Below are 15,983 nucleotides of genomic sequence, written 5' to 3'. Positions count from 1 at the left end.
TTTACACGAATATTGGCCCCGTGTAATAGTGGAGAAGAAAAAATCAGACAAAAAAAACCGTGATTTCACTGTTTTGTGCATTTTTTTAATAATATTTGTCGAAGAAAAACGCTATAATGACGAAAATTTTAAACGAGTTAAGCCCTTGTCTTCTACAAAGATACATTTAACTAAAGCCGCCTTTACCATTAGCGCCCCAGATATTCGTCGTTTACCAGCTGATTCTGGTATTGAAGTCGCCTTTGCGGGCCGCTCTAATGCAGGTAAATCTAGTGCCTTAAATACGCTAACCAATCAAAGAGGATTGGCGCGCATAAGTAAAACCCCAGGTCGAACTCAGCTTATCAACGTGTTTGAAGTAGCAGAGAATCGACGCCTAATCGATTTACCTGGTTATGGCTTTGCCAAAGTGCCATTAGAAATGAAGAAAAAATGGCAAAAAGCACTGGGTGAATATTTAGAAAAACGTCAGTGCTTAAAAGGCATAGTCATTTTAATGGATATTCGTCATCCGCTAAAAGACTTAGACATGGATTTAATTCAATGGGCAGCAGATAGCGAATTAGCTACGTTAGTTTTGTTGACTAAATGTGACAAGTTATCACAAGGTAAACGTAGCGCTGAAGTGCTTAGCGTTAAGAAAGCCTTAGCACCATTAAATGCTGATATTCGAGTACAAGCTTTTTCATCACTCAAATATACCGGCAAAGAACAGGCCGATGCCATTATTTGTGATTGGCTTGAACAGGAAGCTGAAGATTATGACTTGCCTGAAGCAACTGATTCAGGCGATGAAGGTGACAATATCTTACCGGAAGATTTTCAGAATTAATTAAATCAACAGCCCTTTATCCAAATGAAAAAAGGAGAACGCTTTAGCGGTTCTCCTTTTTTTGTATCTGTATCTCCTCCTAAATGTGTTTTCAGCTTAGCTTACTTGTTTAAACTGTAGCTCCACTAAGCGCTGATATAAGTCACAGGTTTGCAATAATGATTGATGATCGCCGATATCAACTAACCGGCCTTGATCTAATACCGCAATATGGTCAGCATGTTGTATGGTTGAAAAGCGATGAGCAATAATAATGGTGGTGCGACCACGCATCAATTCTTCAAGTGCTTGTTGCACATAATGTTCACTTTCACTATCAAGAGCACTGGTTGCTTCATCGAGCAATAATATATGCGGGTCTTTTAATATTGCCCGAGCGATGGCTATACGCTGACGTTGACCACCAGAAAGACGCACACCACGTTCACCTAGATAACTATTATAGCCTTGCGGCAATTGACTGATAAATTCATGAGCGTGGGCTTTTTTAGCGGCAGAGATGACTTCTTCATCGCTAGCATCAGGCTTGCCGTAGCGTATATTATGAAAAACATCACTGCTAAATAGTGCCGGCTGTTGTGGCACCAAGGCCATTTGTTGGCGAAGGTCTTCCGGGTCAAGTTGGCGTATATCAGTGCCGCCTAAGGTTATACGACCTTCTTGTGGATCATAAAAGCGCTGTAGCAGTTCAAATAGCGTGGTTTTTCCTGCGCCGGATGGGCCAACTAAAGCCAATACTTTACCTTGCTCCGCGACTAAGTTAAGTCCTTGCGTTGCTGCTTGATCTGGTCTTGAAGGGTAGTTAAAGCTCACTTCTTCAAAAGTAATTTCTGCGTTAAGATCTTTTGCCGATACCACATTTTCTATCGGCGGAAGAATATGGCTTTTAACGTGTAAAATCTCAATGAGTCTTTCGGTCGCACCAGCAGCGCGCTGTAATTCACCTAGTACTTCTGAAATGGTTGCTAAAGAAGAAGCCACTAAAATGGCATAAAATACAAAAGCGCCTAAATCACCGCCGCTCATTTTACCGTGGATCACGTCACTGCCACCGACCCATAACATGCCGGTGATAGCGCCAAAAACGATAATAATAACACCGGCAATTAAGGTGGCACGTTGTTTTATACGACTACGACCAATATCAAATGACTTTTCAACTTCTTTAGCAAAAGCGTGCCTTTCTTGTTGCTCGTGGGTATAACTTTGCACTGTTTTAATATGTTCTATAGCTTCGCCCGCATAACTACCAACATCGGCCATTGAGTCTTGGCTCTTACGTGATAATTTTCTCACTTTACGGCCATAAAATAAGATGGGTACCAAAATAAATGGCACTGAAATTAAAACAATAATGGTTAATTTAATATTAGTGGCAAACAACATTACCAGTGCGCCTAGCAGCATTAAGACACTGCGAATCGCCATAGAAAATGAAGAACCTATGATACTTTGTAATAGCGTGGTATCAGTGGTGATGCGTGACATAATATCGCCACTGCCGTTGGTCTCAAAATAGCTAGGGTGCAAAGTAATGACATGATTAAATACCGCCAAACGTATATCTGCACTGACTCGCTCACCTAACCAGGAAACTAAATAAAAGCGAGAAAATGTACCGCCGGCAATTAATACGGTAATTGCCAAAATAAATAGCACAGCTTGCTGTAATTGCTCAATGGACTGTTGAGCAAAGCCCTCATCAATTAACATCCTAACGCCTTGACCAACAGACAGCATTACCGCAGCAGTAAAAATAAGGGCGATAAAAGCGGCTAATACATGACCTTTATAGGGACGAATAAATTGAATTAGCTCAAAGAGGATGGCAACTTTCTTATCTTGAGATTTTTCAGTTGCAACTGTGTCGGTAAGTGAGCTGGCCGAGGAGTGTTCAGACATAAGGTCCCTTAGTCTTTACTAGCTCAGTTAAGAAGCTAGTGGATGAAAATATTGCCAATAGTCTACGCTTTTAGTGAGCATTGAACTAGGCAGTAATATCTTAATATGGGCACATTAGGGTAAAAGTAACGCTAACTTAGCGCTAAATAAAGGCAAAATATGTAAGTGAAAGTACTCCATTAAGTCAGTTGCAAGTTCGGTGGGCGGGGGAAGTACCCATGTAAGCGTTATGCCTAACAGTTCTTATCAATAGTGGGCGGCAATGGTCACTAAATTTCAGGCATAAAAAAGCCGATGTCATTTTCTTCACTATTAAATAGTTAAGAACTACATCGGCACACTAGCTTATGGGGAAGCTACAAAAAATTATTACAATAAGTGTTCGCTTAAGAACAAGTGTACTATAGAGCAAGAACTCTATATATGTAAAGCTATTTATAAAGTATTAGCTCTATTTATTTGTTCTGGATCATTGTTTGGGCGTTTATACAGTTATTGTGCAGTGATAATTATATCAGCACAATAACGATTGAGCTTAGCTACCAATGCTACTTTCGGATATCAATACTAACTTGAGTATCAATAGTCCCTTCATCATCAATAACAATAACCGCTTCATTAAGTAGCATGACTACCAGCATTTCTTCAGCTTCGTTGCGAATAAAACTAAGCTGATAACCATAATTATGCATTGAACTTACAGAAGCTTGCTGGGCAACACTAAGTTTCGACCATAATGCATGTTCACTAGGACATTCGTGCCTGCGTTCCTCTAAAACCACTTCATTCTCACTTGTTAAATGCTTGGTGTTCTTAATAACAGAAGACATAGATTATTGCGTCCTAGTATCACTACAACATATAACTAAGGTATAGCAGTTTTCAATGTATATTCAATAATGATGAGCAGTGACTCGTGTAACTATACTCATTAATGATTACGCTAACCCGCTAACCCGCTAACCCCAAGGTATAAGCCAGAAATATAAGAAATCATCCAGAAAGCCCAAACAAGGATGCTAAAGCGATGGAAAGTCTTTTGTAGCTCAATATCATTATTCCGGATTGCTATGAATGCCCAAAAAAAGTGGAAAATCATCAAGAAAAGACCGAGGAAACCTGAAATAGAATGAGCGGTAAAGATAAGGTGACCGACATGCAAGTACATGCAAAGTGTACCAATAGTATCTGTAATAACACCAAGGCCAAACATGGCCAGATGCCACTGCTTTAATTTTTTATGGTAATAGTCATTCCAGATGCCAATAGAATAAAAGATCAGGGCGAGGGTGAAAAAAATTGCTCCTGTTAAAATTAATGGTGTCACAGCTTTATCCTTTAGAAAAATTTAAAGGCATGATTTTAATCTAATTGATAATTAATTGCATTAGTGAGTTGTTGAGGTGAATCAATATAGTTATCAGCCAAACACCGCTAGTGGCGAGTAGTCATTGTTTTGCTGCTACTTAGATGGCATAAACTTGAAGGAATTCTTTAGCTTTGTCTTAACCGAGCGCCAATGAGTTCTGGGTATTTTAGGCGCTAACGCCAATATATGTTGGTAATCATACTCGGATAGCCTTACTTCCCCGCCATGCGCAAGGATAATACTGTCGGCCTTTAGCGCGATTATTTTGTGCAGTGAAGCTCGATAACGATTAGGATAAAAAATAGGGAAGGGTGGAATAAATTTATTTTTAACTTTGACCATTAAATCGGCAACATAAACCTTATTGCTGGCTAGGTGATGTAAAGATAAATCTCTATCAGTATGCCCTTGAGTAGCTAAGGCAACCCAGTCTGAAAAGCCCGGTAACGGCTCACCATCATTGAGTTTATAGTCAGCTATTAATTGGCTTGAATACCAAGTCTTTTTGCTGGGTTTTTTCATGCGTTTGGCGACCCATTTAGCTAACAATATGTCGGTAAGGTGCATAAGCCGACCCTCTAGACCTGAATACCACTGACCAGCAACATTGGCCGTGGCAATTTTACAGCCAGTTATTTTTCGTAAGGTATTAGCGGCACCAGCATGATCAGGGTGCATATGAGTTACCACAATCAAAGTTAAATCATTAAAAGGGCGCTGTAAGGTCTGGGTGATAAAATGCTTTAATACAGGGATGTCTGAACGACAGCAACCATCAAGCAGCAACAGCTTATCTGGATATTCTGCCAGTAAAATTGTTTGAATATGACCGTCAAGGTGATGTAGTTTCATAATGAAATAGCTATTAAGTGTATTTTGGTTGCATACAGTACCTTAAAATAAACTGCCTAATGATGCACTATTATTTTCAATAAGAAGTCGATTAAAGCTCAAGCCATTGCTTGAGATTTTTTTTATCTTTTTTTACCTGAGCGCTTTTGCACAAGTAATATCTTGATGTGATTTATTCATTGCGCCAATGCTTTGTCTGGCTTTGGGCTATTCTTAATTTATACCATGGATATAGATAAAACTGTTGTGGGATAGTGACTTTAGAGATTGTATTGGCAAACTATCGTGGAACCTAGCAATTAAAAGCGCGCTGCGAACTTAATAGGACTCAAGTATCATATGTTTAAAGAGGTGGTAAAGCTATTATTCCCCAGTAGTGATGCTGAACAGCAACCCAATTATTTTTATTTTGAAGAAGATAAGATCTCTGCTGAAGAACTGCAGCAAAAAGCAATCGATAAATTGCACAGCACTAACCAAGTCAAACCGCTGAGCTTGGTTAGTGCTGAAGAGGCACACCAGCAAAGCTACTATGATTTTTTATTTGGCCAATCAACAGCAGCTGTGCAGCATGATGAACTATCACGTTATGTTGCCGATAAGGTTGCCGTTTTGCTGAAAAATCCTAGTGGTATGCTAAATGTCATGCCGGTTTTACCTGCTTCTCTTCACAAGGTGATGGCTCATTTGCGTGATGATAATTTTGATACTGAGCTTTTGCTTGATTTAATTCAGCAAGAACCCTCAATAGCCGCAAAAGTCATAGAATTGGCCAACTCCTCATTTTATAACCACAGCAATAAAGCAATAACCGATCTCAAATCCGCTTTTATGTTGCTTGGTAGTAATGGTCTTATTGAAGGGGTAATCAATGGCTTTGTCAGTAAGTTAACCCCACAATCACAAATATACTTTAAGCACTATGGCAGCAAAATTTGGCAACATAGCCTTGCCTGTGGTGTTATCAGTAAAGAATTAATAAAGGCATCTCCTGATAAAAATGAGGCAGCACAAGGCTACCTTATCGGCTTAATTTGTAACTTGGGTGATATGATTATTTATCAATTATTGATGGGTGCCTTTGCTTATGTACACCCAGACTGCCAACCTAACTCTTATGCTTTTAAAGAATTAATGCAGCAGAAGTCAAAAAAGTTAACCTATCACATCGCTAAACATTGGCACTTTCCTCAGTCAATATTAGAGGCGCTTACTGTGCAGGTGAAGTTAACTAATTCGGCTAAGTTGTCGGCTGCTTTTAGTAAGCGCCCTATGGCGTGTTATGTTTATGAAGCCAATATCATTAGTGAGCTGATGATGATGTTGGAACACCATAATAAAAGCCAAGAAGAGGTAACTGAGACGGCGACAGCATTACTCTATAGTGACGAAGCGAAACAGTATATTGAGCGGCGCTTAGCCGACAGGATTAACAATTAGTACAGTTTTTTCCTTTCGCTTAACATGGCGATGTAGCCCAGGTTATCGAGCGATAATTCACGGCAATGACTAAACAACGTGATAAAAAGTATTAATGGCGCACTAAAAAAGCCACAAGTGCTATGTACACTGTGGCTTTTTGTATGCTTAACCGAGGTTTAAGGGTCTAATAGATCTAATGTATATCTAACAGACTTTATCGAGTGCTGCTTGTGATACATCAAATTCGTGCTCGTCCAATTTATGCCTTTTTTCTGCCAGCAATAAATAAAAGCTAGGTAAAATAAACAAGGTAAATATGGTACCAATAAACATACCTGCTACTAAAACAATACCAATACTGTTACGCGCTTCTGCGCCTGCACCAGTAACCAATACCAAGGGAAAGTGCCCCAAGATTGTTGCTGCTGTGGTCATTAAAATTGGACGTAAACGTGTGGTTGCTGCTTCAGTTACCGCAGTAAGTTTATTCGCGCCAAGCTCCTGAGCATGGTTAGCAAATTCTACAATTAAAATACCATTTTTAGCAATTAAGCCAATTAAGGTAATTAAGCCTATTTGCGAATAAATGTTAATGGTGGTTAATTCCATATAAGGGATTAACAAGGCACCAGATAGCGCTAATGGCACACAGCCTAGCAACACCACTAAGGGATCTCTAAAGCTATTAAATTGTATCGCCAGTACTAAAAATACGATCAATAGTGATACCGCCAGTACCATAATTAAAGTATTACCCTCTTGGCGTAACTGACGAGATTCGCCAGCATAATCAATGGAATAACCTAGCGGTAACATTTCTTTTGCCGCATTTTCAATGGCAGATAAAGCCGCTTCTTTGTTTGAACCTGGGGCAGTGACGCCGAAAATTCTAAAGGAAGCTTGTTGAGCGAATGTACCTAGCTCTCTAGGCACAGTTTTCCATTTTAACTCAGCCACCGCCGATACAGGTAATAGCTCACCGGTAGGTAGTTTAATATTCAACGATAAGATAGCTTCGGTTTTACTGCGCACTTCGTCATTAACTATGGGTATAACGCGATATGCTTTACCATTCGCATCAAAACGATTAACAAAATTGCTGGACAATAAAACCCCCAATTGCTCACTTACTTGTCCAACACTCATTCCTAAATCAGCAATTTTTTCTCGGTTTAGTTGTAGCTCTATTTGCGGAAGATCTATTTTTAAATCGGTATCTGCGTAAAGAAATTGACCACTGGCAAAGGCTGCCCCAACAAGTCGATCGGCATATTGCTTCATTTCACTATAAGGGGCAGATGCTTTAACAATCATTTCAATTTCAAACTGACCTGAACTCGGTAAAGAAGACGGTAGAATAGGAAACATATTTAGCCCAGGTATTTGCGCTAATTTCCCGTAAATTTGTGGTACTAATGACTGGGCGCTATAGTCGCGATCATCGGCACTAACCAACTCTAAACCACCAAAACCACCGCCACCAAAAATGATCTGCCAAATTTTATTCCCACCTTCAATTTCTTGCAAGCTTGCCACTACAGGATTCATTTGCGCGACGTTATATTCTAACGAAGCATCAGGTGGTGATTGAATGACAAACATAACCATGGCTTGATCTTCTACCGGTGCTAATTCCTTTTTCGAGTGCAGATAAAAAGGCACACTAAGCAGCGAGACCACAAAAGCAATAAGAAAAACTTGTCCTTGCCACTTAAATATCTGCGTTAATAATTTGGCGTAGCTCGACTGCAGTTTTTCAAAGAGATGATTAACTTTACCGGTGAACCAGCCTTCCTCACCACCTTGAGGTGAAACATAAGCGCTCATAATAGGTGATAAAGTAATAGCAACTATACCTGAAATAATAACGGCAATAGCTAAGGTAAAGGCGAACTCTTTGAACAATACGCCCGTTAGGCCTGATAAAAACCCGATAGGCGCATAAACCGCTGCCAGTGTTAACGTCATCGAGATAATAGGCACCAATAGCTGGCGTGAACTAATCAAGGCGGCATCAAATCTTGACATGCCTTGACGCATAAGTCGGGCGACATTTTCTACCACAACAATGGCATCATCGACCACCAAGCCCACCGAGAGTACGATAGCTAATACGGTTAATAGATTTAACGAAAAGCCCATCATAGACATGGCGGCAATAGCACCTAAAATAGAAATAGGTATGGTGATTAATGGCACTATGGCGCTTCTAAAAGAGCCCATTAATAATACCACTACCAAGCCAACTAAAATGACGGTTTCAGCTAAGGTGGTAAAAATTTCAGTTAACGCATCACGCATATACAAGGTGCCGTCATAAGCATAATCAATTGAAATACCATGAGGCAGGGTTTTGTTTAGCTCAGCTACTGTTTTATATAACCTATCACCAATGGCAATTTCATTAGCGCCAGGCAATGGCCAAATAGAAATATAAACGGCATCTTTGTCGTTTAGTCTAGCGGTAACACTAGTATCTTCAGCGGCGAGCTCAATTTTTGCGACATCTTTTAAATAGATATTAGCGCCATCTAGTTCACTGATGACCAATTGTTGAAACTCTTCAACACTGCTCAGTTGGGTATTGGCAACGATATCAATTTTTTGTCGACTATTTTCCACATAACCTAACGTGGCTATGGTGTTGTTGGTCGCTAAGGCTTGATAAACATCACTGGCGCTTAAGTTAAATATTTGCAGTGCCTCGGCATTTAACCACACCCGCATTGCTGGTGTTCGAGCCCCTTCAATACCGACTCTTTGCACGCCTTCAATAGCATTTAAAACTGGATTAACTTGGCGAGTTAAATAATCAGTAATGCGCGATAAGTCATTACCATTGGCCTGGACATTTAAATAAAACACCGCAAAAGGCCTATCTGCACGACTAACTGATACCATAGGATCTTGCGCACCTGCAGGTAATTCAAAACGAATTTGGCTTAAGCGCGCGGTTAATTCTGCTAGCGCTAAGGTTGAATTTTCATTGAGCTTTAACCAAGCGGTAACTTTCGAGCTACCAGAAGTGCTGGTCGAGTCGACATATTCAACCCCAGGCACAGTAGCGGCAACGCGCTCAATTGGCTCAGTAATAAAACCTTGCACCACATCAGCAGCCGCGCCGATATAATAGGTTTCAATAACTAATGAAGCACTTTCAATTTTTGGGAATTGCAGTACTGGAATTTTGCTTGCTGACCATAGGCCGGCAATACAAATAATAATAGACAAAACAATGGCGACCACAGGTCGTTTGACAAAAATGTCCATAATTGATGGTTTACTTTCTTGCATCATAATCCCTTATTATTGTGCACTGGCATCAGTAGAAGGTGCTTTAGCTGCGACTTCAGCAGCTTCGCTGGCAAGGTATACTTTCATGCCTGGGTATAATTTAAATGCACCTTTATTTGCAACAAGCTGACCAGCTGCAATGCCACTAAGGATCATTACTCGTTCACCTTGTCGTTCACCGAGTTCAACAGGAACTTGTTTAGCGCGATAACTTCCTTCACCAGCAGGTTCTAAAACAAAGACATAGTCACCTAAGGCGTCGCGTTTTATTGCTAAATCAGGTACTGATGCGAGTGTTGCTTGTTTAGCAATGGGCACTATCACAGAGACCAAGGTATTAGGTTTTAATGCTAAGGTTGCTGATGATATTTGCGCGCGATATTTTAAATGACGTGAAATACGTGATAACTGTGGGTCAATAGCAATTATGCTGGCATCAAATTCAGCCGCTTGATTCATTGGGCTAATTTTTACCGTCGAACCTAAACTTAGCTCTTGGTAGAGCTGCGGTAGATTAAAGTCAATCCAAGTAAAATCATTAACACCAACAAGCTCAAGTACCTGACTATTTTTATCTAAATACTGACCAATTTCCAAGCTATGAATACCTACTTTGGCGGTAAAAGGCGCGGTTAAGGTTTTTTTGTCTATTGCGGTTTTGATTACGCTTATATCAGCTTGTGCTATTTGTACAGCGGCACGAGCTTGGTCTACTTGCTCTTCACTAATAGTACGATTTTTGTGTAGTTTAATATTGCGTGCTAAGGTTTGTTGCTCCAACATTAATGTTGCTTTAGCGGCCATTAAACGGGCATCTTCATCCCTATGGTCTAACTCGAGTAATACCTGGCCTTTATGAACTAGACTGCCAGAGCTAGCATTTAAATGGATAATTTCACCGGCAAGTTCGTTAATGAGCATTAAAAATTTAAATGCTTGTACTTCACCACTGACTTGAATATGTTTTTGGTAGTTAATATTACTGACTTCTATCGCAGTAACTGTTGCTGCTGGCTCAGGCATGCTGGCAGATTGTGCCTTGGCCGCTTCTTGTAGCGATGATTTATAGCTATATAAGCCAAAAACTGTTCCGGCTAATAATATAATAACCACAAGCCATTTAGTTATATTCATGATTGTTCCTTTATCCCTTTTATTTAAAGCGCATAACTAATAATTTAAGCGTTTTTACTGTAGTGCGACTAATTTGTTTAATGATAGTTAATCTGTGCTGGTATTGGGTTGTTAACTTACCTAAGTCCGGCATTGGTTAGCATTAGACACACTTTTTTTATGTCATCATTGGCTATTTTTTGCTGCCAATCATAACTATTGACTAAGCGTTGCATAGTGCGAATATGTAAATCATCGGGTGTTAGCGCGAGCATCTCATCTGTGGAACTTTCTTCATGATTATTAAGCCGGCAATGATGTAAACGTACCGTTTGAAAATAACCCACTGATAATGACCAAGTGCCTAAGTTTATTTCTTCAATATCTCGGCTGCCTGAGGTTAATTCACCTGAATCTGCAGCGGCTTGCATAAACTGTTGAAACATAGTTTGGCACCGTTCACCGCAGGCAATCATTTGCGTGAGCCAGCGCTGTGAGCAGCGTTTCATCATAGCGTCAGTGTTAACAATGCTTTCGAGCTGATTATCAAAGTTATACATTTGTACTTTGGAAAAATCTAACAAGCTGGCGGCAATAATGCGCTCAGGTGTTGTTAAGGGCAGTGCCAGTACCTTTTTGAAAACTGATTGTCGCTCTTGATACATACGAGTAGCTAAGGCAATGAGTACATCTTCTTTACATTGCACGAATTTATAGACAGAGCCCATAGACAGACCTGCTAATTTGGCAATAGCAGACATAGAAAAGTCTAACAAACTACTATCTTCGATAGCCTTAATTGCCGCACATATGATTAACTTTTCTTGTTCTTCTGCACTAAATCTTGGAGCTGGAGCCATAGTAAACCTAATGTGAAATGTTATTCGAATGTCGTTCAAATGTCGTTCAAATGTTATTTTAACTAACTTTTTGTTAAGTTCAAGTACAAATCACTTATTATCGATAACATTTATAGCTAGTCACTATGAATAACTACTTAGTCGATAAGAAAGCTAGCTGATTAGATGCCATGAAACCAATACTGCACTCACGCTACATTTGCGGGCAGTAGTCGCCGTACTTGCTATAGGGAAGTTTTTACTAGTGGCAGGAGAAAAGTTAACTAAATTGAGCTTGCTCTAATTGTAACCAGTTCAATGCCACTTCACGATCTGAATAAATTCGTAAATTCCATGCTACCGGTCTAGGGATTGACTCTAACATATAGGTGGTACTTATCTTTGTTGCTTGATTGTAGGCGACAACAGCCATGGCGTGAATCTCGGTTAAGTTGCCAATAGTTACTTGTGCATCAAAATCATAAGAATAAGCGTTCTCTTTGTTAATAAGTAATGAAAATGGACTTTGCAGGTGGGCCAGTAAAAATTCATGAAACTGACTTACCATAGCAAGGTTCATTTCCACACCCTCGTTAACTATCACCTCGGCAATACTATCGCTAAGCAATATAATTCTTGTGAACGAGAGTTCATATAGTTTGATATTTTTCTCCTAGCCTTGGACGCCCAATTACTTTCCTAGTATAGCTGAAGGCTAGCATTTAGATTTGGCCGTTAGGCTAGGTGCTTAGCAAGGTAATCAACGAGCAATCTAATTTTGGCTGACAGTTGTCTATTATGAGGATAAACAGCCCAAATACCTTCATCAGGCTCGCGGTAATGGTCAAGTAAGGTGATTAATCGGCCTTGTTCTATATGCTCTTTCACATAGTAATCGGGTAATTGCACCATACCAATACCTTTTAATGCGGCATCAACTAAGCCATAACCCGAGTTGAAGCGGAGACTGCCACTGACGCGGATATTTTTCTCCTTGTTATTCTCTCGAAAGCGCCAGTAATCCAAGGTGCCTAATAGACAATTATGTTGCTTCAATTCAGAAAGAGCATGGGGAGTGCCGTGTTTACTGATATAAGCAGGTGCCGCACAGACATAATTAGTCCGCTTGGCTAACTTCTTGGCCATTAAAGTCGAGTCATTAAGTTTGCCTAGTCGAATAGCGAGGTCGTAACCTTCATCAACTAAATCAATTTTTTGGTTAGTTAACTTTGCCATTACCTGAATATCGGGATGTTGCAAAATAAAATCATTTATTAGCGGTAGTACTTGTTGTTCGCCATAAGTCACTGATGCAGTGATTTTTATCTTGCCTTGCGGAGTGGATTGTAAGTTGGTTATTGCTGTTTCAGCTTGCTCTAGTCCGTCGAGAACGGCTCGGCAATGTTGATAAAATAATGTGCCTTCTTGGGTCAGTGATACTTTGCGAGTAGTGCGATATAACAATTTAACTTTCAGGCGGTTTTCTAGGGCGGTGATCTGGCGGCTGACTTGTGCGGTTGATATGGCTAATTTCTTAGCCGCTAAGGTAAAGCTTTCCGCTTCTGCGACATAAACGAATTCACTGATACCTTGCCAATTCATGATTGTTACCTATATGTAAAAGTGATTTGTTAAAATAGGATATTATCATTTTTATAGAAACAAATATAATAGCCCTCATACTTTACTTGGCTATAATTATTTAGTGTTAGTTAAACGTTAGTTAAACCTTATTAGCAGATAAGCTTGTTGTTAGCTTTAGCTTTTTAGCAATAGACTACACTTGATAGCCATACTTACTACCCGTTACCACTCAAGATGCATATTTCAGAGTGCTTGAGCAATTTGAATTCAAGGCATATCAATGTAGCCATGGTTATTCCATTTCAAATGGATGTAACGATGAAGTGATGTTGCTCAAGTGCTTCTGCGATGGTTTTTAAATGACTTTATGCGGCGTTAAAGGACAAAAATATAGAATAACTATGTTTACGTTCTTCTCCTTGCCTAAAGTCATTTAAATTCCCACTGAAATCGAGCACTTTGAATGGTGACGGGTATATACTCTTTGAAAACGATAAAAGCGAGAATACCTATGTCTGAAAAAATGACCGAACAAATGCCGAAAGTAAGCGCTGACAAATTTATTAAATCGAAAGCCGCTATTGCTTGGGGCCCGAACCAACCGTTATCTATCGAAGAAGTCGATGTAATGCTACCTCGCAAAGGTGAAGTATTAGTTAAGGTGATTGCATCAGGCGTTTGCCATACCGATGCTTTTACTTTATCTGGAGATGATCCAGAAGGTATTTTCCCAGTGATTTTAGGTCATGAAGGTGGCGGTATTGTTGAGCAAATCGGTGAAGGTGTTACCAGCGTACAAGTTGGTGACCATGTTATCCCATTGTACACACCAGAGTGTCGCGAATGTAAGTTCTGCTTATCGGGTAAAACTAACTTATGTCAAAAAATTCGTGAAACCCAGGGCAAGGGGTTAATGCCTGATGGTACTACCCGTTTTTATAAAGATGGTCAGCCGATCTTCCATTACATGGGCTGTTCAACATTCTCTGAATACACAGTATTACCCGAGATTTCATTAGCGAAAGTTAATAAAGCAGCTCCATTAGAAGAGGTGTGTTTGTTAGGCTGTGGTGTTACTACTGGTATGGGCGCGGTAATGAATACTGCAAAAGTTGAAGAGGGAGCGACAGTCGCCATCTTTGGTCTTGGTGGCATTGGTCTTTCAGCGGTGATTGGCGCAACTATGGCAAAAGCCAGCCGTATTATTGCCATTGATATTAACGAAAGTAAATTTGAGCTGGCGAAAAAATTAGGTGCTACCGATTTCATCAATCCAAAAGATTACGACAAACCAATTCAAGACGTTATTGTTGAAATGACCGATGGCGGCGTTGATTACTCGTTTGAGTGTATTGGTAATGTAAACCTAATGCGTTCGGCTTTAGAGTGTTGTCACAAAGGTTGGGGCGAATCTATTGTTATCGGCGTTGCGGGTGCAGGACAAGAAATATCAACGAGACCTTTCCAATTAGTGACTGGTCGAGTATGGCGTGGCTCTGCCTTTGGTGGTGTTAAAGGTCGTACTGAGTTGCCTGATTACGTAGAGCGTTACTTGGCAGGTGAATTCAAGCTAGATCATTTTATTACTCACACCATGGGACTAGAAGACATCAATGAAGCATTTGAGCTGATGCATAAAGGCGAGAGTATTCGTAGTGTTATTCACTTTGATAAATAGCCTAAGCTATCGATAACATTAATATTAGGCATGCAGCTGCCTTATAAAACAAAATTTCTTATTCATGGATGAATAAGCAAAGCTTATATGGACATATTCACAGCGTTTTTGCGTAATAATGGCGGCAATGCCTAAAACCGCTCTCAATTGAAATTATATTCTGTTCATCTTGAGTATTTTATCATTACGAGTTGGGTGCACAGGGTATAGAAGGAAAAGTTATGACGATAGAATGTCTAAGTACTAATAAGATGTTTGGCGGATGGCATAAACAATATAGTCATCAAGCCAAAAGCTTAAATTGCAGTATGCGTTTTGCTATTTATTTACCACCACAAGCATCCAGTAGCCATAAAGTGCCGGTGCTTTATTGGTTATCAGGACTCACTTGTACCGATGAAAATGTCATGCAAAAATCTGGCATACAACGAATTGCCGCTGAGTTAGGTATCGCTATTGTTGCTCCTGATACTAGCCCTCGCGGGGAAGGGGTTGCCGATGATGACGGCTATGATCTAGGGCAAGGGGCAGGTTTTTACCTTAATGCTAGCCAAGCGCCATGGAATCGTCATTATCAAATGTATGATTATATCGTTGATGAGTTACCAGCACTAATTGAAGCAACTTTTCCGGTAAGTAATAAACGTGCTATCGCTGGTCATTCTATGGGTGGACATGGCGCTTTAACTATCGCGATGAAAAATCCTCAGCGTTATAGTTCGGTATCAGCTTTTAGTCCTATTAGTAATCCAATCAATTGCCCTTGGGGACAAAAAGCCTTTAGTGCTTATCTGGGGGATGATAAAGAAAGCTGGCGTGAACATGATGCTAGCGAATTAATGCGAAATGTTAAGCAATTTGTGCCGGCGAGAGTGGATCAAGGCGAAGCAGATAACTTTCTTGAACAGCAGTTAAAGCCAGATACTTTGGTGTTGGCGGCAAAGAGCAATGGCTACCCGCTTGAGCTTAATCGTCATGAAGGTTATGACCATAGCTATTACTTTATTAGCAGCTTTATTGAACAGCATTTACGCTTTCACTATGAGCACTTGCTCACAGCCTAGCATGACAACTTAAAATCAAAGCTTTCTAGCATGG

The 15,983-nt window shown here is 40.1% G+C and carries 13 protein-coding genes; 4 read left to right on the top strand and 9 right to left on the bottom strand.

The window, feature by feature from the left end; genetic code table 11:
• Nucleotides 1-145: 145 nt before the first annotated feature.
• Entirely contained in the window at nt 146-832 is a 687-nt protein-coding gene (yihA, locus tag HRT55_RS13190; RefSeq protein WP_291621973.1) for a ribosome biogenesis GTP-binding protein YihA/YsxC, read from the top strand.
• Nucleotides 833-928: 96 nt separating this feature from the next.
• On the opposite strand, the gene HRT55_RS13185 is transcribed toward yihA, so the two are convergent.
• From HRT55_RS13185 to HRT55_RS13170, 4 genes are all read right to left on the bottom strand, one after another.
• A complete protein-coding gene (locus tag HRT55_RS13185) occupies nt 929-2,734 on the bottom strand; it encodes an ABC transporter ATP-binding protein/permease (RefSeq protein ID WP_291621971.1) in 1,806 nt (601 codons plus the stop codon).
• 548 nt (nt 2,735-3,282) lie between these two features.
• Complete coding sequence (locus tag HRT55_RS13180; RefSeq protein WP_291621969.1) at nt 3,283-3,564, bottom strand: hypothetical protein; 282 nt, start codon at nt 3,562-3,564, stop codon at nt 3,283-3,285.
• A gap of 113 nt (nt 3,565-3,677) precedes the next feature.
• Nucleotides 3,678-4,061 carry an HsmA family protein gene (locus tag HRT55_RS13175; RefSeq protein WP_291621967.1) on the bottom strand — a complete coding sequence of 128 codons (384 nt, stop codon included), beginning with the start codon at nt 4,059-4,061 and terminating at the stop codon, nt 3,678-3,680.
• A gap of 135 nt (nt 4,062-4,196) precedes the next feature.
• Nucleotides 4,197-4,955, bottom strand: a complete 759-nt coding sequence (locus HRT55_RS13170; RefSeq protein WP_291621965.1) for an MBL fold metallo-hydrolase — start codon at nt 4,953-4,955, stop codon at nt 4,197-4,199.
• A gap of 339 nt (nt 4,956-5,294) precedes the next feature.
• On the opposite strand from HRT55_RS13170, the gene HRT55_RS13165 reads away from it, so the two are divergent.
• Nucleotides 5,295-6,395 (top strand): HDOD domain-containing protein, encoded by a 1,101-nt coding sequence (locus HRT55_RS13165; RefSeq protein WP_291621963.1) that lies wholly within the window; start codon nt 5,295-5,297, stop codon nt 6,393-6,395.
• A 186-nt stretch (nt 6,396-6,581) separates the two neighbouring features.
• Here HRT55_RS13165 and HRT55_RS13160 read toward each other — a convergent pair whose 3' ends face one another.
• The 5 genes from HRT55_RS13160 to HRT55_RS13140 form a co-directional block, all read right to left on the bottom strand.
• The gene (locus HRT55_RS13160) at nt 6,582-9,671 is read right to left on the bottom strand and encodes an efflux RND transporter permease subunit (RefSeq protein ID WP_291622351.1); all 3,090 of its coding nucleotides are present in this window, start codon (nt 9,669-9,671) and stop codon (nt 6,582-6,584) included.
• A 12-nt stretch (nt 9,672-9,683) separates the two neighbouring features.
• Complete coding sequence (locus HRT55_RS13155; protein ID WP_291621961.1) at nt 9,684-10,805, bottom strand: efflux RND transporter periplasmic adaptor subunit; 1,122 nt, start codon at nt 10,803-10,805, stop codon at nt 9,684-9,686.
• A 116-nt stretch (nt 10,806-10,921) separates the two neighbouring features.
• A complete protein-coding gene (locus HRT55_RS13150) occupies nt 10,922-11,644 on the bottom strand; it encodes a TetR/AcrR family transcriptional regulator (protein ID WP_291621958.1) in 723 nt (240 codons plus the stop codon).
• A 259-nt stretch (nt 11,645-11,903) separates the two neighbouring features.
• The gene (locus HRT55_RS13145) at nt 11,904-12,251 is read right to left on the bottom strand and encodes a hypothetical protein (RefSeq protein ID WP_291621956.1); all 348 of its coding nucleotides are present in this window, start codon (nt 12,249-12,251) and stop codon (nt 11,904-11,906) included.
• A gap of 107 nt (nt 12,252-12,358) precedes the next feature.
• The gene (locus HRT55_RS13140) at nt 12,359-13,225 is read right to left on the bottom strand and encodes a LysR substrate-binding domain-containing protein (RefSeq protein WP_291621954.1); all 867 of its coding nucleotides are present in this window, start codon (nt 13,223-13,225) and stop codon (nt 12,359-12,361) included.
• Nucleotides 13,226-13,718: 493 nt separating this feature from the next.
• On the opposite strand from HRT55_RS13140, the gene HRT55_RS13135 reads away from it, so the two are divergent.
• Entirely contained in the window at nt 13,719-14,885 is a 1,167-nt protein-coding gene (locus tag HRT55_RS13135) for an S-(hydroxymethyl)glutathione dehydrogenase/class III alcohol dehydrogenase (RefSeq protein WP_291621952.1), read from the top strand.
• 221 nt (nt 14,886-15,106) lie between these two features.
• On the top strand, nt 15,107-15,949 hold the full coding sequence (fghA, locus tag HRT55_RS13130; protein WP_291621950.1) for an S-formylglutathione hydrolase: 843 nt from the start codon (nt 15,107-15,109) through the stop codon (nt 15,947-15,949).
• The last annotated feature ends 34 nt before the right edge of the window (nt 15,950-15,983 follow it).

The organism is Colwellia sp. (assembly GCF_013214175.1).
Classification (GTDB): Bacteria; Pseudomonadota; Gammaproteobacteria; order Enterobacterales; family Alteromonadaceae; genus Colwellia.
The sequence above is the reverse complement of the archived record's forward strand: the minus strand, read 5'-3'. Positions and strand labels throughout refer to the sequence as shown.

Bases quoted from the DNA above. Each gene is read 5' to 3' on its own strand.
- HRT55_RS13140 (WP_291621954.1), bottom strand. From the start codon at position 13,225: ATGAATTGGCAAGGTATCAGTGAATTCGTTTATGTCGCAGAAGCGGAA.
- HRT55_RS13165 (WP_291621963.1), top strand. From the start codon at position 5,295: ATGTTTAAAGAGGTGGTAAAGCTATTATTCCCCAGTAGTGATGCTGAA.
- HRT55_RS13150 (WP_291621958.1), bottom strand. From the start codon at position 11,644: ATGGCTCCAGCTCCAAGATTTAGTGCAGAAGAACAAGAAAAGTTAATC.
- fghA (WP_291621950.1), top strand. From the start codon at position 15,107: ATGACGATAGAATGTCTAAGTACTAATAAGATGTTTGGCGGATGGCAT.
- HRT55_RS13180 (WP_291621969.1), bottom strand. From the start codon at position 3,564: ATGTCTTCTGTTATTAAGAACACCAAGCATTTAACAAGTGAGAATGAA.
- HRT55_RS13185 (WP_291621971.1), bottom strand. From the start codon at position 2,734: ATGTCTGAACACTCCTCGGCCAGCTCACTTACCGACACAGTTGCAACT.
- HRT55_RS13170 (WP_291621965.1), bottom strand. From the start codon at position 4,955: ATGAAACTACATCACCTTGACGGTCATATTCAAACAATTTTACTGGCA.
- HRT55_RS13160 (WP_291622351.1), bottom strand. From the start codon at position 9,671: ATGCAAGAAAGTAAACCATCAATTATGGACATTTTTGTCAAACGACCT.
- HRT55_RS13155 (WP_291621961.1), bottom strand. From the start codon at position 10,805: ATGAATATAACTAAATGGCTTGTGGTTATTATATTATTAGCCGGAACA.
- HRT55_RS13135 (WP_291621952.1), top strand. From the start codon at position 13,719: ATGTCTGAAAAAATGACCGAACAAATGCCGAAAGTAAGCGCTGACAAA.